The organism is Achromobacter spanius (genome assembly GCF_039673305.1).
GTDB lineage: Bacteria > Pseudomonadota > Gammaproteobacteria > Burkholderiales > Burkholderiaceae_B > Achromobacter > Achromobacter spanius_F.
In genome coordinates this window covers 61,258-81,868 of the sequence record NZ_JBDJLJ010000017.1, presented here as the reverse complement: position 1 = coordinate 81,868, position 20,611 = coordinate 61,258, and the positions used below count along the sequence as shown (strand labels likewise).

Sequence of the window (20,611 nt, the reverse complement as noted above, 5' to 3'; positions counted from 1 at the left end):
GGCCGCACCTAGCCGGCCGCACCCGTCAAAACGCGACGTTGTCCTTGCCCTTCAGGCCCAGCTTCGCGCGCGCCTCGTCCGGCGTCGCGATGTCCAGGTTCAGGGCTTCGAGAATGCCGCGAATGCGCTCCACCTGGACGCGGTTGGATTCCGCGAGCTGGCCCGGCCCGATCCACAGTGAATCCTCCAGGCCCACCCGCACATTCGACCCCATGGCTGCGCCGATGGTCGCCAGCTGCATCTGGCTGCGCCCGGCGCCCAGGATCGACCATTCATAGTCGTTGCCGAACAGGCGGTCGGCGGTGCGCTTCATGTGCATCAGGTCTTCGGGATGCGGCCCGATGCCGCCCAGGATGCCGAACACCGACTGGATGAAGGGCGGCGACTTGACCAGTCCGCGGTCCACGAAGTGCGCCAGGTTGTAGAGGTGGCTGATGTCGTAGCACTCGAACTCGAAGCGCGTGCCGTTGGCATTGCCCAGCGTCAGGATGGACTCGATGTCCTGATACGTATTGCGGAAGATCAGCGACCGGCTGTTTTCCAGGTGTTCGCGTTCCCAGTCGTGCTTGAATTCCTTGAAGCGGTCCAGCATCGGGAACAGGCCGAAATTCATGGAGCCCATGTTCAGCGAAGCCAGTTCCGGCTTGAAGGTGGTGGCCGGCCGCATGCGCTCTTCCACCGTCATGTGCGGACTGCCGCCGGTGGTGATGTTGATGATGGCGTCGGTTTCGCGCTTGATGCGTTCCAGGAACGGCTTGAACAGCGCCGGATCCTGCGAAGGCTTGCCCGTCTGGGGATCGCGCGCGTGCAGGTGCAGCACCGCGGCCCCGGCCTTGGCCGCGCCGATGGCGGCCTCGGCGATCTCGTCCGCCGTGACCGGCAGGTGCGGCGACATGCTGGGCGTGTGAATGGCGCCCGTCACGGCGCAAGTGATGACGACTTTGGGTTTGGGCTTAGCCATTGATGTCTCCGTTGCTTTGTTTGTGGCGCATGAGGCGCATCAGTTTTTCGTCGCGCCAGAAGCGGCGGCCGGCGAGGTCTTCCTGGGGCAGCAGACTGCGCCGTTCGTTGGTCAGGGCGGCGACCAGCGCCCCTTCCCAGGCCACGCATTCCCCTTGCGTGGCGCCGATGGATTGGTAGAGTCCGCCGTAGCGCTCGCAGTAGTCCGCGATGCCGCCGGGCGCGTTCAGGTCGATGGTTTCAAACGGCCCCATGAAAGACCAGCGCAGGCCCAGCCCATCCTTGACCGTGGTGTCGATGTCCTCGGCGCTGGCGATGCCTTCAGCGGCCAGCCGGAAGGCTTCCTGGAGCAACGCGCCTTGCAGGCGGTTGAGGATGAATCCTTCGATTTCCTTGCGGACCAGCACCGGCTTCTGGCCGATGGCGGCCATCACGGCGCGCGCGCCTTCCAGCGCCTCTGGGCTGGTCCAGGGCGCGGGGCAGAGCTCCACGACCGGAATCAGGTAAGGGGGATTGACGGGGTGCGCCACCAGGCACCGCTGGCGGCCAGTCAGATGCGCGGTGAACTGGCTGGCGGGAATGCTGGAGGTAGAGCTGCCGATGATCGCGTGGGGTTCGGCCAGGGCGTCCAGTTGCGAGAACAGGGCCCGCTTGATCTCCAGGTTTTCCGGGGAGTTCTCCTGGATGTAGCTGGCGCCGACGAGGGCGTCCTGGAGGCTGTTCGCCGCATGCACGCGCTGGACGATGGCTTCTGCGCCTTCAAGCAGGCCCTGGGCTTCGAGTTCGCGCAACTGCTGCAGGATCAGGGCCCGCGCTTCGGCAAGCATGGCGGCGTTGACGTCGTACAGCCGCACGTCCCAACCCATGCGCGCGAACACGATGGCCCAGCCCTGCCCGATCAGGCCCGTTCCGATGATGGCGGCGCGCGGCGCCGCGGAATCGGCGCCCATCAGTAGAGCTTCTGCGTGAAGCCGTCCACCACGATGGCCTGGCCCGTAACGCTGCGGGCGGCCTCGCTGGCGTTGAACAGCACCATGTTCGCGATGTCCCTTGCGGTCACCATGCGTCCCAGCACCGCCTGGTTTTCGTACTGGGCCGCGATTTCCTCGACGGGACGTCCCAGCGTGCCGGCCTTGGCCGCGATGACGGCCCGGATGCGCGGCCCTTCGACCGCGCCGGGCAGGATGGCGTTGACGCGAATGCCGTGGCCGCCGAGTTCGATGGCCAGGGACTTGGTGAAGCCGATGACGGCCCACTTGGATGCCGAGTAGACCGACCGCCCCGCAAAGCCCAGGTGTCCGGCCGCCGACGACAGGTTGATCATCACCCCCGCCGCCGACGCCTTGAGCAGCGGAATCGCCTGCCTTGCGCACAGGAACTGGCCGGTGATGTTCACGGCCAGGGTGCGGTCCCAGTCGGCCTTGGACAGGGTTTCGACATAACCGGTGGGGCCGGCGACACCCGCGTTGTTGATCAGGATATCCAGGCCGCCCAGGGTGTCCTTGACCGCGGCGAACAGGGCCGCGACGCTGGCTTCGTCAGAGACGTCCGCGCGGACGGCGTGCACGCCGGGCAATTCGGCGGGCAGCGCGGCCAGCCGTTCTTCGTTCACGTCGCACACGAACACCGTGGCCCCGGCGTGGCGGAATACCTTTGCCATTTCCAGGCCCAGCCCATCCGCGCCGGCGGTGATAAGCACTTTCTTGCCGGCGAAATCCACTTCCTCGAACATGCTTCTGCCTCCTCGGATTGTTCTGATAAGCGCAAATCATCATATACGATATATGATAAAAACAGCTATCCTGTGATGCCTTGAACGACCCGGGAATCCGTCTTAAGGTGTCATCCGCCTGGCGGAATCATGCGCGTACTTTCCCTGCATATCGGCCGCTAAGGCTTTATTCATGCGGTTTCAGGGAATTCCCTGATTCGGCTTGCTGCGGCCCCCACTAGAATCCAAGGCGAGGGTTTTGCGCCTCGCCGGCACATATATCATATATACAAAAAGACGGACGCTACTCAAAAAGCCAGTCCGCACCCCGATACCCACAAAGGAGCGTAGACAGTGTTCAAGTTCAACAAAATCGTATTGGCCCTGGGCGTGTGCGGCGCGCTGGCGAGCGGCACCGCGGCCGCCGACATGAAGGTGGGCGCCCTCTTCCCGTTCAGCGGCGCGCTTGCGCTTCTTGGACAAGAGAGCTACCGCGGCCTGGAACTGGCCGTCAACGAGATCAACGCCGCAGGGGGAGTCAACGGCGAGAAGATCGAAATCATCAAGGCCGACGCCGTGGATCCCACGCAGGCCGTGTCGGAAACCAAGCGCCTGATTTCCTCCAACGTGGTTGGCGTGTTCGGCAGCTACGCCTCCGGCATCTCCTACGCCGCCTCGCCCGTCACCGAACTGGCCGGCGTGCCGTATTTCGAACTGGGCGCCACCGCGCACAAGATCACCACCCGCGGCTACAAGTATCTGTTCCGCAGCAATCCCAACACCGCGCTGTACGGCGTGTCGGTGGTGAATGCGCTGCACGAATCCATCGCGCCGGGCATGGGCCTGAATCCCAAGGACATCAAGATCGGCATCATCCACGAAGACGGCCCCTATGGCACGGACGTGGCGGCCACCGAAAAGAAGCGCGCGCAGGAACTTGGCTACAACGTGGTCGAAGTCCTGCCGTACTCGGCCAAGACCGTCGACCTGTCGTCCCTGATCCTGCGCCTGAAGGGCGCCAAGGCAGATGTGGTGCTGCAGACCGCCTACCAGAACGACGCCATCCTGTTCTTCAGCCAGGCGCGTGCGGCCGGCTTCAAGCCCAAGGTCGTGATCGGCGCGGGCGGCGGCTACTCGCTGGCCGACACCGCCAAGGCCGTGGGCGCCGACATGAACGGCGTGTTCGACCTGGACTTCCCCCAGGCATCCATCAACCCGGCCGGCGCGCCCGGCCTGGACAAGTTCCTGGAAGCGTACAAGTCCACCTACAAGAGCGATCCGCAGTCCGGCCACAGCCTGACCAACTACGTCGGCGCCAAGGCATTCTTTGAAGCCATCGGCAACGCCAAGTCCACCGACAAGGACAAGATCCGCGCCGCGGTCCTTGCCTACAAGAAGCCGGCCGGCCAGACCGCCAACGGCTGGGCCTTCGACTTCGGCGAAGACGGGCAGAACAATGCCTCCACGTTCTACGTGATGCAGTGGCAAGACGGCAAGCTCGTCACCATCGCACCCGACAACCTCGCGCTTGGCAAGCCGGTTTTCAAGAAATAAAAAGCGACGCCAGCAGCCGGGCGCCTGGGCCGCTTGACGGCCCGCCGAGCGCGCCCGGTCTTACCCCGGGGCCTGCGCGCCCCGTTCCTGCACGCCGCGGGCCAGGGACGGGGCGCCTCCCGCACTTAGAGGTTGCACCATGGAATTATTCGTTCAACTGGTCATCAATGGCCTGTTGCTGGGCGGCGCATACACGATCATCAGCCTTGGGCTGACGCTCATCTTCGGCGTCGTGCGCGTCGTGAACTTCGCGCACGGCGAGTTCCTGATGATAGGCATGTACATGGTCTATCTGATTGCCGCGCAATTCGGCATCCATCCCTATGCGGGCCTGATCCCGGTCGCCGTCATCCTGTTCGCGCTGGGCGCGCTGACCCAGAAGGGCATCATCCAGCCCCTGCTGCATGCCGACCAGCACATCCAGATCTTCGCCACGGTGGGCGTGTCCACCATCCTCCTGAATCTCGCGCTGGTGATCTTCGGCGCCAACGTCTACCGCGCCCCGGTCGAACTGGGCACCAACGCCATCGACATCGGCCCGTTCTCGATGGTGACCGGCCAGCTCGTCACCTTCGTGATCGGCCTCTCCCTGGCGGTGCTGCTGCACCTGTTCATGCACCGCACCTACCTGGGCCGCGCGCTGCGGGCCGTGGCCCAGCACCGCTACGCGGCCACGCTGATGGGCGTGAACGTCAACAACGTCTACGCCATCGCCTTCGGCCTGGGCACGGCCTTCGTCGGCATCGCCGCCGGCCTGCTGGCGCCGCAGTATCCCGTGTTCCCCACGGTGGGCACCTACTTCGTGCTGACTGCCTTCGTCATCGTCGTGCTGGGCGGACTGGGCAGCCTGTACGGCGCGGTCGCGGGGTCCATGATCATCGGCATCGTCGATACGCTGGCCGGGTTCTACATCGCCCCCGACCTGAAAGAGGTCGTGTATTTCGGGATCTTCCTCTTGATCCTTGTCCTGAAGCCGAACGGCCTGTTCGGCGTCGGTACAGAGTGACCAGAACAACAAGGAGCAAGACGTGTTTCCCGACTTTCGACACCCCAAAGCCTACGTCAGCCTGATCCTGCTGATCGTGATGTTCCTCGTGCCCGTCGTCATGGGCACGCCCTTCTGGACCAACCTTTTCGTCCTGCTGTTCGTGTTTTCCGCGCTCTCGGTGGCCTGGAACATCGTCGGCGGCTACGCCGGCCAGCTGTCGCTGGGCCATGCCGTGTTCTACGGCATCGGCGGCTACACGGCCACGCTGCTGACGCAGAACTTCGGCGTCTCGCCGTGGATCGGCATGTTCGCCGGCGCCGCCATTTCCGGGGCGGTGGCCATCCTGATCAGCTATCCCACGCTGCGCCTGCGCGGCCCCTTCTTCGCGCTGGCCACCATCGCCATCCTGGAGGTCGTGCGGCTGCTGGTCATCCACGAGGAAAGCTGGACCGGCGGTTCCAGCGGCATCAGCCTGCCCTTGAATATCGGCTGGGCCTGGATCGTGTTCCGCGAGAAGATCAACTACGTCATCATCGCCTTCGGCCTGTTCGTGCTGGTGACGTGGGTGTCCTGGTACATCCGCAAGTCGCGCATCGGGCACTACCTGATCGCGATCCGCGAACGCGAGGACGCGGCGCTTGCCGTCGGCATCCACACCGTGCGCGTCAAGATCATCGCCGCCGTGGTGTCGGCCATGCTGACCAGCGTCATCGGCACCTTCCACATCACCTACCTGACCTTCGTGGATCCCAGCTCCGCATTTTCGCTCGAGCTGTCCATCCAGGTGGCCATGTTCGCCCTGATCGGCGGGCTGGGCACCGTGTCCGGCCCGATCGCCGGCACGTTCCTGGTGCTGCCCATCGCCGAACTTGCGCGCGGCTGGCTCAGCAGCGTGGGCAACGGCATGCACGGACTGATCTACGGCCTGATCCTGGTGGCGGTGGTGCTGACGATTCCGCGCGGCCTGGCCGGCGCGTTCGGTCCCTTCGTCGAGCGCATGCTGGCGCGCCTGCCCTACCTGGGCACGCCCCGCGCCAAGTTGAAGCTGGCCGACGAAATCCGCCTGCGCAGCGCCACCCGCAGCGATCAGCCCGTGCTGAAGGCCGACAAGCTGTTCAAGAGCTTTGGCGGGCTGCGCGCCACCAACGACGTGTCGCTGACGCTGAACCAGAACGAGATCCTGGGCATGATCGGGCCCAACGGCGCCGGCAAGACCACGGTGTTCAACCTGCTGTCGGGCTTCCTGTCGCCGGACAAGGGCGACATCTCGATGCTGGATGCGGACGGCAACTGGGTCAGCTGCAAGACCCCCGACGCGTTTGCGCACAAGGGCCTGGGCCGCACCTTCCAGATCGCCAAGCCGTTCACCGGCCTGACGGCGCTGGAAAACATCATGCTGGGCGCGTTCATCCGCACCTCGGACCGCGACGAAGCCGAACAGATCGCGCTCAAGGTGGCCGAGCAGACCGACCTGGTGAAGTATCTGAACACCGAGGCGCGCAGTCTCACCGTGGGAGGCATGAAGCGGCTGGAGATTGCCCGCGCGCTGGCGATCAAGCCGCGGATCCTGCTGCTGGATGAAGTCATGGCGGGCTTGAACCCCACCGACATCGAAAAGTCGATCCAGATGATCCGTCGCATCCGGGATTCCGGCGTGTCGGTGCTGCTGATCGAACACATGATGCAGGCCACGATGGCCCTGTCCGACCGCATCATCGTCCTGAACGAAGGCGGCGTGCTGGTCAGCGGCGCGCCTAAGGACGTGGTCGAAAATCCCGCCGTCATCGAAGCCTATCTGGGCAAGGAGTATCAGGATGCTTAAGGTTTCGAATCTGTCGTCGGGGTACGGCAAGAGCCAGGTGCTCAACGGTTTGAATTTCGAGGTCCATGCCGGCGAGATCGTGACGCTGATCGGCGCCAACGGCGCGGGCAAGACCACCACGCTCAAAACCTTGTGCGGCGTCATCAACGCCACGCAGGGCAAGGTGGAATTCGAAGGCCAGGACCTGACCAACCGGCATCCGTACGACATCGTGGACGCCGGCATCACCATGATCCCCGAAGGCCGGCAGCTCTTTCCGCATTTCACCGTGCGCGACAACCTGCTGATGGGGTCGTACAAGCGCGCGGCCCGTCCCATCGTCGAACGCAAGCTTGAAGAGGTGCTGCGGATCTTCCCGCGCGTGAAGGAACGACTCAGCCAGTACGCCGGATCCCTGTCGGGCGGCGAGCAGCAGATGGTGGCGATTGCGCGCGGCATGATGGCCGATCCGAAACTGCTGGTGTTCGACGAGCCCTCGCTGGGCCTGTCTCCGCTGCTGGTGCAGCAGATGTTCGACATCATCCGCGACGTCACCGCGCACGGCGTCACCGTGCTGCTGGTCGAACAGAACGTCTTTCGCACGCTGCGGCTGGCGGACCGCGGCTACGTGCTTGAGAACGGCGCCATCGTGCGCACCGGCACGGGCGCCGAACTGCTCAGCGATCCGCATGTCAAGAAGGCCTATCTGGGCCATTGAATCCAAGGACCACCGCTTTATGTCTCTACGCTGCACATTCATCGACCACGGCAAGGGCGGCGCGCCCGATTGCATGCGCATTGCCGAACGCGACATGGAAGCGCCCGCCGGCCGGCAGGTGCTGATCGAGGTCGCCTACGCCGGCGTCAACCGTCCCGACGTTCTGCAACGATCGGGGTCCTATCCCCCGCCCCCCGGGGCCTCGCCCTACCTGGGCCTGGAGGTATCGGGCACCATCGTGGCGACCGGGCCCGACGCCCGCGACTGGACAGTCGGCGACCAGGTCTGCGCGCTGACGCCGGGCGGCGGCTACGCCCAGTATTGCCTGGCCGACGAACGCCACTGCCTGCCCGTGCCGCGCGGCCTGGACCTGCTTGCGGCCGCCGCCATTCCCGAGAACTACTTCACGGTCTGGACCAACGTGTTCGACCGCGCGCGCCTGTCGCCCGGCGAAAAATTCCTGGTGCACGGCGGGTCCAGCGGCATCGGCCTGACCGCCATCCAGCTGGCCCGCGCATTTGGCGCGCAGGTCTGGACCACCGTGGGCAACCAGCAGAAGGCGGACGCGTGCCTGAAAGCCGGCGCGCACCATGCCGTGCTGTACCGCGACACGGATTTCGAGTCCGAAGTGCGCCAGGCCACCGGCGGGACCGGCGTCGACGTGATCCTGGACATGGTGGGCGGCGCCTACATCAACAAGAACCTGAAGCTGCTGGCGCTGAACGGCCGCCTGGTCCAGATCGCCTTCCTGGAGGGCAGCAAGGCCGAGATCGACGCACTGCCCATCATGACCAAGCGCCTGCAGTTCACCGGTTCCACGCTGCGCCCGCGCTCGGACGAAGACAAGGGCGCCATCGCGCAGGCGCTTGCCGCCAAGGTGACGCCGCTCATGGAAAAGGGGCAGTGCCTGCCGCTCATCCACCAGGTCTTTCCGCTGGCCGAGGCGGCCCGCGCGCACGAACTGATGGAAAGCAGCAGGCACATCGGCAAGATCATGCTGCAGGTGCGGCCATGACCCCGCGCTTTCAGGACCAGACCGTCATCGTCACCGGCGCGGTGGGCGGCATCGGTTCGGCCATCGTCGAAGGCTTCCTGGCCGAGGGCGCGCGCGTCGGCCTCATCGACTTCAACTCGCAGGCCGGCCAGGCCTACGAGGCGGCGCTCAGGAAGCGGGGCCACGACGTGTGCTTCGTGCACACCGACGTCGCGCATTTCGACCAGTGCCAGGCGGCCTACGACCGCATCACGGCCGAGCTCGGCGGCGCGACCATCCTGGTCAACAACGTCGGCATCTCGCCCAAGACCAATGGGCGGGCCCTGAAGGTCTGGGAAATGCCGCCCGCCGAATGGGACAACGTCGTCTCGGTCAACCTGAACAGCGTGTTCTACATGACGCGCCTGGCGTCGCCGCACATGGTGCGCGAACGCCAGGGCCGCGTGATCAACATGTCGTCGGTGGCGGGCAAGGCGTATTGCGACATCGTCGCCGCGCACTATGCGGCGACCAAGGCGGGGCTGATCGGCCTGACCCGCCACTGGGCCGCCGAACTGGGCGAGCACCAGGTGACCGTGAACGGTCTGGCGCCCGGACGGATCAGCACGCCGCTGCTCAAGAGCGTGCCCCAGGAGATCAATGACGCCGTGGCCGCGGTGACCGCGCTGCGTCGCCTGGGCACGCCCGAGGAAGTGGCCGACGCCTGCCTGTTCTTTGCTTCCGACCAGGCGCGGTTCGTGACCGGACAGGTCCTGGATGTGGCCGGTGGATGGTTGATGACCTAGAAAAAAAGCCCGTTCGCGTCTGAATCGACCCCCGAACGGGCTTTTTTTCCTGCCCTGGCGACTGACCTCAATCCTGCACGCCCAGCCGATACACGACGGTATCCAGCCGGCTCACGCCGGCCGCCAGGAACTTGGGTTCCTTGTCCAGGATGTCCCGGCGGTCGATGATCGTGGCGGGCGACACGCCCGAAAAGATCTGCTGCACCTCGGCGTCCACCACCGAAAACGGCGGCCCCGCCATCTCTTCCTGCGGATAGTCCAGCGTGATGAGCAATCCCCGGTAGGCGGGCGACAGCTGTCCGTAGACGTGGCGCACGTAGTCGGCCCGCATGGCTTGCGGCAAGGCCACCAGCGCGGCGCGGTCGTACACGCCGACGCAGTGCGACAGCACCTGCGCATCCATCTTGAAAATGTCTCCGCACACGATCTCGATGTTGCCCGCCACGTAATGTCTGCCGTAGGCCGTGTCGTGCGTGACCGGACGAAGCTCGTTCTCGGCGAAGAACTGCTCCACCGCAAGCTGCGACAGCTCGGCGCCCAGCACCTGATGGCCCTGCGCCGCCAGCCAGACCATGTCCAGCGATTTGCCGCAAAGTGGAACCAGCACCCTGCCGCCCTGCGGCACGGCCAGCGCCGGCCAGTATTTCTGCAATAGCGGCGTCACCCGGGTTTGGTGAAAGTGCGTGCGCCCCTCGCGCCACCGTTCCAGCCAGAATTCCGCGTCCATATCTTGTCTGCTCCTCCTATGAATCCGTGTCGCAACTGCACGATGTTGTTTCGTCTCCGGGTCCGGTCAGGACGCCTGAAGGTCCTGAGCGTAGCCGCGGCAGCCTCGGGATCGCTTGACCGAGCGCAAGGCGATCGGGGCATTGTATTACCCGGCCGCAGGGCGCGCGCGGCGCGTCTGTTGCGCAGGAAAGCGGCCCTTTTGCATGCCGGCGCTTTGGGCATGCCCGGACGTTCCGGTATCGTTCAGGTCCGAAACAAAATCCCCGCCCCAATGCTCGCGATGCTTCGAAACCGCCTGTTCACGCCGCTGCTTGTGGCCTGCAGCCTGACCGGCCTTCCGGCCGGCGCCCAGGACGCGTCCCAACTGGACGATGCCTATCGGTCGGAACTGCAGGCGGAGAACGACGCGCTGCGGGCGCGCATCCAGCAATGGCCCGCCGCCTTGCAGGCGCTGAACACGCAGGTCTCCGCGGCGCTGCGCGCGGGAAACCGCCAGGAAGCGCAGCGCGTGGCGCAAGACATGGCGCAGCGGGAACCCGCCAACGCCGACATCAAGCTGTTCCTGGGAAAGCTCCAGGGCCAGCAGGGCAACATGGCGGCGGCGCTCGACCTGTTCGACCAGTCCATCAAGCTGGATCCCGACAACAAATGGGCGTACATCAACAAAGCGGGCGCACAGGCCGAGCGCGCCGACATGCCCAATGCGCTGGCGACAACGCGGGCGCTGACAGCCAGGTTTCCCGATTGGAGCATCGGCTACAACCTGCAGGCGTCGGTGCTTGACGCGATGGACCGCAAGGCCGAAGCGCTGGACGCCTATGAAAAAGCGGCGCGCGCAAAGCCGGCCAGCGCACTGATCCTGACGAACCTGGGCAACCTGCAGCGCAGGCTGGGACGGCTGGCGGACGCCCGCAGGTCCTACGAAGCCGCGCTGCGCGTGCAGCCCGGCTACGCCTACACCGAAACCCAGCTGGCAGGCATGCCGCAATAGGGCCGATGCGCCCGGAGACCTCATGAAACGCCGTCTACTCCTGATGCTCGGCAGTGTGCTTGCCTCACCGCTGCGCGCCCTGGCGTCGCCTGGTCGCGATGCCATCATCCGCCAGGTATACGCGGCCCCGGCAGCCAGCCTGACTTACACCGCCCAGCATGCGGCCCTGGTGCGCCTGCTGCGCGTGCAATGGATGCCGGTCGAATCCGGCGCGCCGGGCATCGATTTCGAACAGCCGCTGCTCGGCGGCGCGGACACGCTTGCCGTCGCCCGCCGCGCCCTGAAGACGGCCGACGAGGCGCTGGCCGTCCGCAGGCTGGCGGAAGTCTGTCGCCTGGTCCCTCGCTATGTGCAATCGATCGGCAGGCTGCAGCCGGGCCGTTATGCACTGCCGGCAGAAATGCGCGAAGCCTTCGACTTTCCGGAAAGCGGCGTGGATGCCCAGGGGATGTTCCATCTGCGCCAGGAGCACCTGGTCCTGCTGCGCGCGGCAGTCTGGCGCGAAGTGGACGAACAGGCCCTGAGCTCGGTGTTGCGCGAGGGAGACCGCTTCTGGCCCATGCCCTACACCGACGGCAAGCGTCCGTACGGGAACGCCAGCTATTACCAGGTCGACATCGCCCGGTTGCTGGGCGAACCCTATCCACTGGATGCCAAGGGATACGCCATCACCGACGCCGCAAAGGACGCCCGCCTGGAGCGCCTGCACTACGAGACGCTGGCGGCGCTGCAGGTCTTCCTGGGCCACTCCGCGGCCGGCTAGGCGCGGCCGGCCAGGCGCGGCCGGCTAGGCGCGATGCAGGAAGCTGCGGATGTCGTCCGCGATGGGCACCGCCGCCAGCAACGTCAGCAGCAGCGCCAAAGGCCAGGTGGAGCCGAAGCCGAAATTGAAAAACGAGTACGCCCCGATCACGCCCCCCACGAAAAACAGGGTCACCATCAGGCTCAGCACGATCAGCTTGCCGCGGTCGGCCAGCACGCGCGGCATGGCCTGCGCATCGCCCTTGGCCAGGTTCCAGTAGAACAGCTTGCCGAACTCGATGCCGATGTCGGTCACCATGCCCGTCACGTGGGTGGTGCGGATTTCCGACCGCGAGACTTTGGTGATCATGGCGTTCTGCAGGCCCATGATGTAGCACAGCAGCATCACGGTGCCCGGCACGTAAAACCAGCGCAGGGTTTCCAGATTGGCGCCCAGCAGGCCGAATACCAGCAGCAGCGCCGCCTCGAGCAGCAAGGGCAAGGCATATTCGCTGGCCAGCCGGGACCGGCGCCCGAAGTTGATCAGGAAGGCGGAGCTGGCGGCTCCCGCCATGAAGGACAGCAGCGCCGCCAGGCCCTGCAGCACCACCACCACGCCGCCCAGCGCCATGTGGTCCGCCATCATCGACACGATGCCGGACATGTGCGAGGTGTATTGCTGGACGGCGAGGAAGCCGCCCGCGTTGACCGCGCCGGCGGTAAAGGTCAGCAGGTAGGCCAGATGGCGGTTGGCTTGCGGACTGCGGCTGACGGCCGTCAGCCTGCGCAGATACGGAATGGTCACGCCTGTCCCTTCAAAACAAGAACGTACTCACTGCGATGCGACTGACATTCTAGGCCCAGGCTGATCGTCCGGGCTGGCCGGTCAGGGCCTGGCGACGGGGAAATACACGCCTTGCAGGGCGCCATTCAGGCCGCAGTACGGCCGGCCTGCCGGAGCGCCGGTCGGCGACGCTTCGGCCAATTCGACGCCCGCGCCCTTGCGCACCAGCGTCAGCCTCCAGCCCTCGGCGTCCGTCGTCTCGACCACCAGGGTATTTCCCTTGACCGTGCCGACGCCTTCGACGGCGCAAAGCCAGCGGCCGTTCAGGGGCTGCGCGGCAGACCCGTCGAACGCCAGGCGGCCATCCGCCAGCTTCTTGATCGAGAAGCCGCCGGCGAGGTTCTCCCAGTCCCCTTCGAAGCCCTGGCGCCGCTTTGCCGACAGGGATGCCAGGAAGGCGTCGCGGTATTTCATGCGGTCCGCCAGCTCCTGCTGCGGCGTGTCGCTGCCGGACGGCGACGCATAGGCCTCGTCCCGCACCTGCACGAAATAGCGCTGGTCTTGCGCCAGCGCCCGGGCCGCGGCAGGATCAAAGGCCTTCCTGGCCTTGCTGTAACGACTGGCGATGCTCGCGTCCTGCGCCGCCAGCGCGCCGTCGGCGCATATCGCCTTTTCGACGGCGGTCCGGGCCTTGGCGCAGTCGAACGACGGTTTGTCCGCCGCCCAGGCGGCCGGAACGCAAAACGCGATCAGCAGGGCGCAAGCGCCGGCACGGTATTTCATAGCGAGAACTCCCGCAGATTTGCGACGCGCGCGGCCAGGCCGTCGGCACCCAGATAATGGCCCAGCTTGCCCGCGCGCACGCGCCGCAGGTCTTCCTGGTATTTGCTGGCCATCGAATCGCGAACTTCGGCATACGCGGCGGCGATGCCCTCGCCGCACGCCTGCGCCACCAGGCGGGCGGCTTCGGGCGAACCGCAGGCGACGCAGCGCGCCACACCCAGCGCGTCCGCCTCCGCCCCTTGCGCCAATAGCCGCGCCACCAGTTCCGCGGGGGGGTCGCGGTCCAAGCGGTGAATCGCCGTGGCGCTGACGGGCGCGCCGGCGTCCAGCAAGGCCTGGGCCGCGGCATAGGCATGCTGCATCAGCGCAACATCCACCGGCTGGGCGCTGCCGCGCAGCGGGACGTCAAAACGCACGCCCGCCGCCGACAGCCGGCGGACCAGCGCGGCATCGTCGTGGGCCAGCGCGTGCTGCAGCGCCAGGCCGGCCAGGCCGGGGGTATCGGCCAGCGTGCCGGCCTCGAGGGGGCCGCGCCAATCCAGCAGCGCACGCCGGTAGAACACGATCAGCTTGTCGGCCAGCGCCTGGGGCATGCCATGGTCCGACACGCGCTCGTCCAGGTACTCCAGCACGCGAATGCCGGTGCTGTCCTCGTCCTCTTCCGGGTCTGTTTCCAGGCAGAGCGCCGCGAAGGCGCCATACAGGTCGGCGGCGACGGTCGCAATGCCATCCTGCTGCAATGCGTGCGTCCAGCCGGGCAGGCCCTGTTTCCAGGCGACCACGCTGCCCGCGCGCGGGCCAGGCTCCATCGCCACGTAGATGCGGTCGCAGTATTCAAAGCCGCCGATCGGCAGATAGCGCAGCCTGCCGTTCCAGACGCCGCCGTCCTCGGCGGCGGCTTCTTCGGCGCATTCCTGTTCGTGCTCGATCCAGCCGCGCAGGTCGCGATACTGGTCGCTGCCGTCGTAAAAGAGTTCGGACCAGCTCAGGGCTTCTTCGTTGCCATCCATCCGCGCGCGCAGGTCGTAGGCCAGTTCTCCGCCCGCGGTCAGGCGCCAGAGCTCAAGCAGGGCTTGCGGCAAGGGCCCCTCGCAAGCGGCTTCGATTTCGGCAATGCGGGCGTCGGACAAGGGGGGCTGCACGCCGATCAGCACGCGGTCCGCGAACAGCGCAATGCCATGCTCGCGCAGGACTTGCCGTTCGCCGGCTGTGAAAAACTCGCTCATGGTGGATCTTCAGGAACTGGGCTGGTGCGATTCTACTAGCGGCAGGCGCCGGATCGGCACGATAAGATGGCCGCCCCCCAGTTGATGTACGGAGAATGTCCTTGGCCTTTCACACGAGAACGTATGACGCCTACCTGGTGTTGACCGGCCCGTCGGCTCCCGCCCCCTGGACCACTGCCGCCTGGCTGCCGGTTGCGCAGGCGCTGGCGCCTTTCACCGAGTCCCCCCGTGGCAAGGCGGCAGTGCGATGCACGCAAATCGACAAGGCCACGAGGAAGCGCGCCAGTTTCGGCAGGCTGGGATGGAATGAAGCTGCGCATCGCAAGTGGACGCACGACGCGCCGGAAACGGCGCCGTGGATCTTCCTGGGCGCGGAGGCCTGGGCGCCGTCATGGACGCAATGCGAAAGGGACGTCCAGGCGCCGGACTGCTTCGTCGCGCTATCCACGCCCAGCGCCGTGCATCGGGACGAGCCGCTGCATTTCGGCGGCAAGCTCCTGGTGGCGCTGGCCTGCGATGCGCCGCAGGACCTGAGGGCGCGGCTGCGCGAGACCGTCGTCGCGGTGGCGCGCGGGCTGGACAGCCCCCTGGCCGCCCATCAGGTGCGCGCGTGGGGCAAGCCGTCGTCGTACGGCGGCTTTACCGCGGCCATGAACGATCTGAGCATCGTCGGCCTGTTCCGGGGGGGAAATCCCCATGAGCGGCCACTGGATTTGGCGACCTTCGAGGAATCGTGGACGGCCGTCCCGCGCTGAGCCACAGGCGGATCAGGCGGATCCCGCTTCGTTCAGCTGCTGGCGCCGGTGCTCGCCCTGGCGCACGTGCATCCAGCCCGGGTATTCCGGCGGCAGCGCGCTCACCTTGTCCAGCGCGGACAGTTCATCCTGCGTCAGCCTGATGCCGGTGGCGGCCAGATTGTCTTCAAGCTGGTCCACGCGCTTGGCGCCGATGATGACGCTGGTCACCACGCGCTGGTGCAGCAGCCAGGCCAACGCCACCTGCGCCACCGACACGCCGCGCGCGTCCGCGACCTGCCTCAGGACGTCGATGCTGTCGTAGGCGCGGTCGCGGTCCACGGGCGGAAAGTCGAACGCGGCCCGGCGGCTGCCGGCCTCGGCCTGGCCGTCGCGGCCGTACTTGCCGCTGAGCAGGCCGCCCGCCAGCGGGCTCCACACCATCAGCCCGACGCCCTCGCTCTGCAGCATGGGCACGAGTTCCCGCTCCAGGTCTCGGCCCGCGATCGTGTAGTAGGCCTGAAGCGACTCGAAGCGCGCCAGCCCCAGGCGTTCGGCGATGCCCAGCGCCTTCATGATCTGCCAGGCGGCCCAGTTCGAGACGCCCACATAGCGCACGTGTCCGTGCTGCACCAGATTGTCCAGCGCCCGCACGGTCTCCTCCACGGGCGTCGCCGGATCGAAGCCGTGGATCTGGTAGAGATCGATGTGGTCCAGCTGCAGCCGCGCCAGGCTCTTCTTGACGCTGTCCATGATGTGGAAGCGCGAGTTGCCGCGCGCGTTCGGGCCGGGGCCGGTCTGGCCGAACACCTTGGTGGCGACCACCACGTCGTCGCGCGCGACCTTCAGGTCCTTCAGGGCCTGCCCGGTGATGACCTCGGACCGCCCCTCGGAATAGACGTCCGCCGTGTCGATGAAATTGACGCCGGCGTCCAGGGCGCGCCCGACCAGCCGGTTGGCGTCTTCCTGCTGCAGGTTGCCGATTTTGCTCCAGAGTTCACCTTCGCCGCCGAAGGTCATGGTGCCCAGGCAGAGTTCCGAGACGAACAGGCCAGTGCTGCCGAATTTCTTGTATCGCATGCTTGCGCTCCTTCAGGGCGTGGCGGGCGCGCCGGTCCCGGGATGGGACGTCGCTGCGGCAGCCTGCCGGCGTGGACACAGTATGCGTCCGGCGACGGACGGCCGCGCTGCTTGATCCTGCCCTTTTTTTGCCTGATTCTCCGGCTTGCCGGCGGGCGGCTCGGCCACGCGTCGATTTCTCCTGAATTCCTGCCTGATCGTCCAGACCTGCGCACCCGCCCCCGCGCGCAGCGCCCGATGGCAATACACTTGCAGGCACCCAATCCTCTGTTGCTCCGCCGATCCCCGCGCGCGGGCGGCGCGCCTCGGGAGTCCCCCATGCCACTGATATCAGCCCCCCCGGACGGCCCTGCCGGCGCCAACCAGGACGCCGCCTGCGAGCTTGCCCGCGCCGAGCTGCTCCATACCCTGGAGCGGATGACCGGCAGCCTCGAAGGCTCCCTGGACACGCCCATCGAGGGCCTGTACCTGCACCGCCTGTCCCAGCCCACAGGCGCCAAGCCCAGCCTGCAGCGGGCCGCGCTGGCGGTCATCGCGCAAGGGTCCAAGCGCCTGTTCATCGGCGACGATACCTACGAATACGACCCCTTCCACTACCTCATTTCCTCGGTGGACCTGCCGGTGGTGGCCAAGGTGTCGGTCGCCAGCCCGACCCTGCCCTACCTGGGGCTGCGGCTGGACCTGAACCCGGAGGGAATCACCGAGCTGATCAGCGACGAGAATCTGCCGCCGCTGGTGCCCGCCGAAGCCTCGCGCGCGCTGTGCGTCAATCCGCTGGGCGGCACGCTGCTGGACGTGGTGCTGCGCCTGCTGCGGCTGCTGGACACGCCGCGCGACATCCCCATCCTGGCGCCCATGATCAAGCGCGAACTCCTGTACCGCCTGCTGATGAACGGCCAGGGTGTCGTGCTGCGCCAGACGGTCCTGCAGGACAGCCAGCTCAATCGCGTGGCCAAGGCCATCCGCATCCTGCGCGACAACTATGCGCAGCCCCTGCGGGTCGAGGAAATCGCGCGCGACGTGCACATGAGCGTGTCGTCGCTGCACCATCATTTCAAGCAGGCCACGGCGATGAGCCCGCTGCAGTACCAGAAGCACCTGCGCCTGCAGGAAGCGCGCCGGCTCATGCTGACCGACGACGCCGGCGTGGCGCTGGCGGCGCATGCCGTGGGCTACGAAAGCTCATCGCAATTCAGCCGCGAGTACAGCCGTTTGTTCGGCGCTCCGCCCCTGCGCGACAAACAGCGCTGGAAGGACGAAACGGCCCTGGCCGCCTGACGCCGCGCCGCCCGCCTCAGGCGGCGAACACGATCCTCAGCCCCGGCAGGTCCAGCCCGTCCAGCGCCGTGCTCCAGGTTTCGCCCGGATGCACGGGATAGGCCTTGGTCAGGGTGCCTGTCGTGACCAGTTCGCCCGCCTGGATCCCCTCGCCGGCAGGGCGGTCGGCCAGCACCTCGAGCAGATGCGCCAGCGCCGCCAGCGGGTTCCCCAGCACATTCTCGCCACAGCCGGTTTCGCGCCGGATGCCATTGCACGACAATTCGACGCGGAATCGCCGCAACCGGTCGATCAGGTCCGGTCCCAGGCTGGCCGGCGCCTCGGGCGCGCCGATGAACAGCGCGCCGTGCAAGGCGTTGTCCGCCACGGTGTCGGCCGCCTGGAACTGCCAGGCGGGAAAGTGCGATTGCACCAGCTCGTATCCATGGGCGATCCAGTCCACGCAGTCCAGGATCCTGGCCAGATCCCGGGTCGGCGGCGGCGCATCGCGGAAATGCAGCACGATCTCCGGTTCGATGCGGGGTTCGACATAGCGGTCGAGCCGGCACAGGACCTCGCCGCCGTCGCATTGCACGGCGGTGTGGTCGTAGACGCGGCCCCAGACGGGAAAGTCCACGCCCAGCGCGGCCCACATGTCCGGATTGGTGAAGCCGATCTTGCGGCCGGCCAGGCGCGCGCCCTGCGCCACGCGCGCCTCGTGCACGTGGGCGGCCACCTCGTAGGCCCGAGCCAGGCCGAATCCCGGATATCTTCCCGTAAGCGGCGCGATGGACAGGGCATGGTCCTGCGCCGCCTTGATATCGCGGGCAAGCGCAAGCGGATCGAATGACATGACGACGGCTCCTTTGCATTTCCGATGCACCGACTTTACGGGGAAACGGGTCGGCGCGGCTGGGCCGCTGCACCCTCCCGCACTTGCCGGATTCTTGCTCCCGTTTCCAGGCCGGACCGTAATATGCTCGGCCTGACGCCCCAAACCCGGATTCACGAGGAATACGCATGCACGACCTGAATGACCTTTATTACTTCGTCCAGGTCGTCAAGCACGGCGGTTTTGCGCCGGCCGGAAGGTCCCTGGACATCCCCAAATCGCGCCTCAGCCGCCGCATCGCCCTGCTGGAAGAGCGCCTGGGCGTGCGCCTCATCCAGCGTTCCACCCGCACGTTCGCCGTGACCGAACTGGGCCAGGAATACTACGACCAGTGCCTTGCGATGCTGGCGGGCGCCGAGGCCGCGCAGGACGTCATCGACCGCACGCATTCGGAACCGCAAGGCACGATCCGCATCGCCGCTCCCCCGGCGCTGATCTACTACTTCCTGGGCGACGTGGTGGCGCGCTTCATGGAGAAATGCCCCAAGGTGAACGTGTACCTGAAGAGCTTCAGCCGCCCGGTGGACGTCCTGCGCGAAGGCTTCGACCTGGCCGTCCGGGTCCGCTTCGGCGCGATCGAAAGCAGCGACCTGGTCATGAAGCATCTGGGCATGAGCTGCCAAAGCCTGGTGGCCAGTCCGGGGCTGGCGCGCGCCCTGCCCGATCCGTCCGACCTGCAGCGCATCGGGCAGCAGCCCACGCTGGCGCTGGGCACGGAACAGCGCGAATGCCAGTGGCGGCTGTGGGGCCCCGACAACGGGCGCCTGGCGGTTCCCTTCATGCCCCGGCTGGTGACCGACGACATGCTGGCCTTGAAACAGGCCGCCTTGCGGGGCGTGGGCGTGGTCGCCCTGCCCCTGTTGATGATCCGCGAGGAACTGGACGCGGGCCTGCTGGTGCCGGTGGGTGCTCCCTGGCAACCGGAACCCGGCAGCGTGCATGCCGTGTTTCCCTCGCGCCGCGGCCTGTTGCCGGCGGTGCGCGAGCTGTTGGATTTCATGGGCGCGGAGTATCGTGAAAACGCCCGCCGCGAAGCCGAAACGCAGGCGCGCCACGGCATCCCCTCGCTGTAGCCCTCCCGTCATTGTCCGATTTTTAGAACTCTGAGATGCGAAATGGCAGTCTAGCGGCCGAATGATCTTGAATTTAGGATTCTGTCTACGCACTCAGCGTCCCAATTCAAACGCCGCGCACTAAGCGCGGCAGACAGTCCCAACCAAGGAATCAGCCATGACCAAGCCCTACGTGAAGCTCGACAAGTCCCAAGCCGCCGTTCTGCTGGTGGATCACCAGGCCGGCCTGCTGTCGCTGGTGCGCGACTTCCAGCCTGACCAGTTCAAGAACAACGTGCTGGCCCTGGCCGACCTGGCCGAATATTTCAAGCTGCCCACCATCCTGACCACCAGCTTCGAAGACGGCCCCAATGGCCCGCTGGTCCAGGAACTGAAGGACAAGTTCCCCGACGCGCCCTACATCGCCCGGCCCGGCAACATCAACGCCTGGGACAACGAAGACTTCGTGAAGGCCGTCAAGGCCACCGGCAAGAAGCAACTGATCATCGCCGGCGTGGTCACCGAGGTCTGCGTCGCATTCCCCGCGCTGTCGGCGCTGGAAGAGGGCTTTGACGTGTTCGTCGTCACCGACGCATCGGGCACGTTCAATGAAGTCACCCGCAACGCCGCCTGGAGCCGCATGGAGCAGGCTGGCGCGCAGCTGATGTCGTGGTTTGGCGTGGCGTGCGAATTGCACCGCGACTGGCGCAACGACGTGGAAGGCCTGGGCAACCTGTTCTCGAACCACATCCCCGACTACCGCAACCTGATGGCGTCGTACTCGGCGTTCAAGAACACCAAGTAAGCCCGCCACAAGGCTGCCGGCCGGCC

Annotated in this window: 20 protein-coding genes and 1 pseudogene; 12 read left to right on the top strand and 9 right to left on the bottom strand. The window is 66.4% G+C overall.

Annotation, left to right across the window (positions count from 1 at the left end; genetic code table 11):
- Positions 1-25: 25 nt before the first annotated feature.
- Genes ABE485_RS16060 through ABE485_RS16050 form a run of 3 tightly spaced genes read right to left on the bottom strand, consistent with a single transcriptional unit; the run spans position 26 to position 2,692 of the window.
- On the bottom strand, positions 26-961 hold the full coding sequence (locus tag ABE485_RS16060) for a 3-keto-5-aminohexanoate cleavage protein (RefSeq protein ID WP_346516259.1): 936 nt from the start codon (positions 959-961) through the stop codon (positions 26-28).
- Complete coding sequence (locus ABE485_RS16055) at positions 954-1,910, bottom strand: 3-hydroxyacyl-CoA dehydrogenase (protein WP_346516258.1); 957 nt, start codon at positions 1,908-1,910, stop codon at positions 954-956. The genes ABE485_RS16060 and ABE485_RS16055 overlap by 8 nt, the downstream gene beginning before the upstream one ends.
- Positions 1,910-2,692 carry an SDR family oxidoreductase gene (locus ABE485_RS16050; RefSeq protein WP_346516257.1) on the bottom strand — a complete coding sequence of 261 codons (783 nt, stop codon included), beginning with the start codon at positions 2,690-2,692 and terminating at the stop codon, positions 1,910-1,912. Before ABE485_RS16050 ends, ABE485_RS16055 begins: the two co-directional genes overlap by 1 nt.
- Positions 2,693-3,025: 333 nt before the next feature.
- Between ABE485_RS16050 and ABE485_RS16045 the strand changes: the two genes are divergently transcribed.
- The 6 genes from ABE485_RS16045 (at position 3,026) to ABE485_RS16020 (ending at position 9,511) form a co-directional block, all read left to right on the top strand.
- On the top strand, positions 3,026-4,225 hold the full coding sequence (locus tag ABE485_RS16045) for an ABC transporter substrate-binding protein (RefSeq protein ID WP_346516256.1): 1,200 nt from the start codon (positions 3,026-3,028) through the stop codon (positions 4,223-4,225).
- A 139-nt stretch (positions 4,226-4,364) separates the two neighbouring features.
- Positions 4,365-5,231 (top strand): branched-chain amino acid ABC transporter permease, encoded by an 867-nt coding sequence (locus ABE485_RS16040; protein WP_346516255.1) that lies wholly within the window; start codon positions 4,365-4,367, stop codon positions 5,229-5,231.
- Between the two features lie 22 nt (positions 5,232-5,253).
- Positions 5,254-7,035: a branched-chain amino acid ABC transporter ATP-binding protein/permease gene (locus ABE485_RS16035; RefSeq protein WP_346516254.1), complete on the top strand. Its 1,782-nt coding sequence runs from the start codon at positions 5,254-5,256 to the stop codon at positions 7,033-7,035.
- Complete coding sequence (locus ABE485_RS16030) at positions 7,028-7,732, top strand: ABC transporter ATP-binding protein (RefSeq protein WP_346516253.1); 705 nt, start codon at positions 7,028-7,030, stop codon at positions 7,730-7,732. The genes ABE485_RS16035 and ABE485_RS16030 overlap by 8 nt, the downstream gene beginning before the upstream one ends.
- A 19-nt stretch (positions 7,733-7,751) precedes the next feature.
- Positions 7,752-8,747 carry an NAD(P)H-quinone oxidoreductase gene (locus ABE485_RS16025; RefSeq protein ID WP_346516252.1) on the top strand — a complete coding sequence of 332 codons (996 nt, stop codon included), beginning with the start codon at positions 7,752-7,754 and terminating at the stop codon, positions 8,745-8,747.
- The gene (locus tag ABE485_RS16020; protein ID WP_346516251.1) at positions 8,744-9,511 is read left to right on the top strand and encodes an SDR family oxidoreductase; all 768 of its coding nucleotides are present in this window, start codon (positions 8,744-8,746) and stop codon (positions 9,509-9,511) included. Before ABE485_RS16025 ends, ABE485_RS16020 begins: the two co-directional genes overlap by 4 nt.
- A gap of 67 nt (positions 9,512-9,578) precedes the next feature.
- Here ABE485_RS16020 and ABE485_RS16015 read toward each other — a convergent pair whose 3' ends face one another.
- Positions 9,579-10,238 carry a thiopurine S-methyltransferase gene (locus tag ABE485_RS16015; protein ID WP_346516250.1) on the bottom strand — a complete coding sequence of 220 codons (660 nt, stop codon included), beginning with the start codon at positions 10,236-10,238 and terminating at the stop codon, positions 9,579-9,581.
- A gap of 282 nt (positions 10,239-10,520) precedes the next feature.
- Here ABE485_RS16015 and ABE485_RS16010 point away from each other — a divergent pair, with 282 nt between their 5' ends.
- Entirely contained in the window at positions 10,521-11,231 is a 711-nt protein-coding gene (locus ABE485_RS16010) for a tetratricopeptide repeat protein (protein ID WP_346516249.1), read from the top strand.
- A 22-nt stretch (positions 11,232-11,253) separates the two neighbouring features.
- The gene (locus ABE485_RS16005) at positions 11,254-11,994 is read left to right on the top strand and encodes a hypothetical protein (protein WP_346516248.1); all 741 of its coding nucleotides are present in this window, start codon (positions 11,254-11,256) and stop codon (positions 11,992-11,994) included.
- 45 nt (positions 11,995-12,039) lie between these two features.
- Here the strand turns inward: ABE485_RS16005 and ABE485_RS16000 are convergent.
- The 3 genes and pseudogenes from ABE485_RS16000 to ABE485_RS15990 form a co-directional block, all read right to left on the bottom strand.
- Positions 12,040-12,777 (bottom strand): annotated as a pseudogene (locus tag ABE485_RS16000) (YoaK family protein); the annotation flags it as partial.
- A gap of 81 nt (positions 12,778-12,858) precedes the next feature.
- The gene (locus ABE485_RS15995; RefSeq protein ID WP_346516247.1) at positions 12,859-13,539 is read right to left on the bottom strand and encodes a lysozyme inhibitor LprI family protein; all 681 of its coding nucleotides are present in this window, start codon (positions 13,537-13,539) and stop codon (positions 12,859-12,861) included.
- On the bottom strand, positions 13,536-14,765 hold the full coding sequence (locus tag ABE485_RS15990) for an SMI1/KNR4 family protein (protein ID WP_346516246.1): 1,230 nt from the start codon (positions 14,763-14,765) through the stop codon (positions 13,536-13,538). Before ABE485_RS15990 ends, ABE485_RS15995 begins: the two co-directional genes overlap by 4 nt.
- A gap of 101 nt (positions 14,766-14,866) precedes the next feature.
- Between ABE485_RS15990 and ABE485_RS15985 the strand changes: the two genes are divergently transcribed.
- Positions 14,867-15,520, top strand: a complete 654-nt coding sequence (locus tag ABE485_RS15985) for a hypothetical protein (RefSeq protein ID WP_346516245.1) — start codon at positions 14,867-14,869, stop codon at positions 15,518-15,520.
- Between the two features lie 12 nt (positions 15,521-15,532).
- Here the strand turns inward: ABE485_RS15985 and ABE485_RS15980 are convergent, their stop codons facing one another.
- Positions 15,533-16,579 carry an aldo/keto reductase gene (locus ABE485_RS15980; RefSeq protein WP_346516244.1) on the bottom strand — a complete coding sequence of 349 codons (1,047 nt, stop codon included), beginning with the start codon at positions 16,577-16,579 and terminating at the stop codon, positions 15,533-15,535.
- Positions 16,580-16,897: 318 nt separating this feature from the next.
- Here ABE485_RS15980 and ABE485_RS15975 point away from each other — a divergent pair, with 318 nt between their 5' ends.
- Positions 16,898-17,857 (top strand): AraC family transcriptional regulator, encoded by a 960-nt coding sequence (locus ABE485_RS15975; RefSeq protein WP_346516243.1) that lies wholly within the window; start codon positions 16,898-16,900, stop codon positions 17,855-17,857.
- A 16-nt stretch (positions 17,858-17,873) separates the two neighbouring features.
- On the opposite strand, the gene ABE485_RS15970 is transcribed toward ABE485_RS15975, so the two are convergent.
- A complete protein-coding gene (locus tag ABE485_RS15970) occupies positions 17,874-18,689 on the bottom strand; it encodes a 2-keto-4-pentenoate hydratase (RefSeq protein WP_346516242.1) in 816 nt (271 codons plus the stop codon).
- Positions 18,690-18,856: 167 nt separating this feature from the next.
- Between ABE485_RS15970 and ABE485_RS15965 the strand changes: the two genes are divergently transcribed.
- Complete coding sequence (locus ABE485_RS15965) at positions 18,857-19,801, top strand: LysR substrate-binding domain-containing protein (protein ID WP_346516241.1); 945 nt, start codon at positions 18,857-18,859, stop codon at positions 19,799-19,801.
- Between the two features lie 157 nt (positions 19,802-19,958).
- On the top strand, positions 19,959-20,585 hold the full coding sequence (gene ycaC, locus ABE485_RS15960) for an isochorismate family cysteine hydrolase YcaC (protein WP_346516240.1): 627 nt from the start codon (positions 19,959-19,961) through the stop codon (positions 20,583-20,585).
- Positions 20,586-20,611 lie beyond the last annotated feature (26 nt).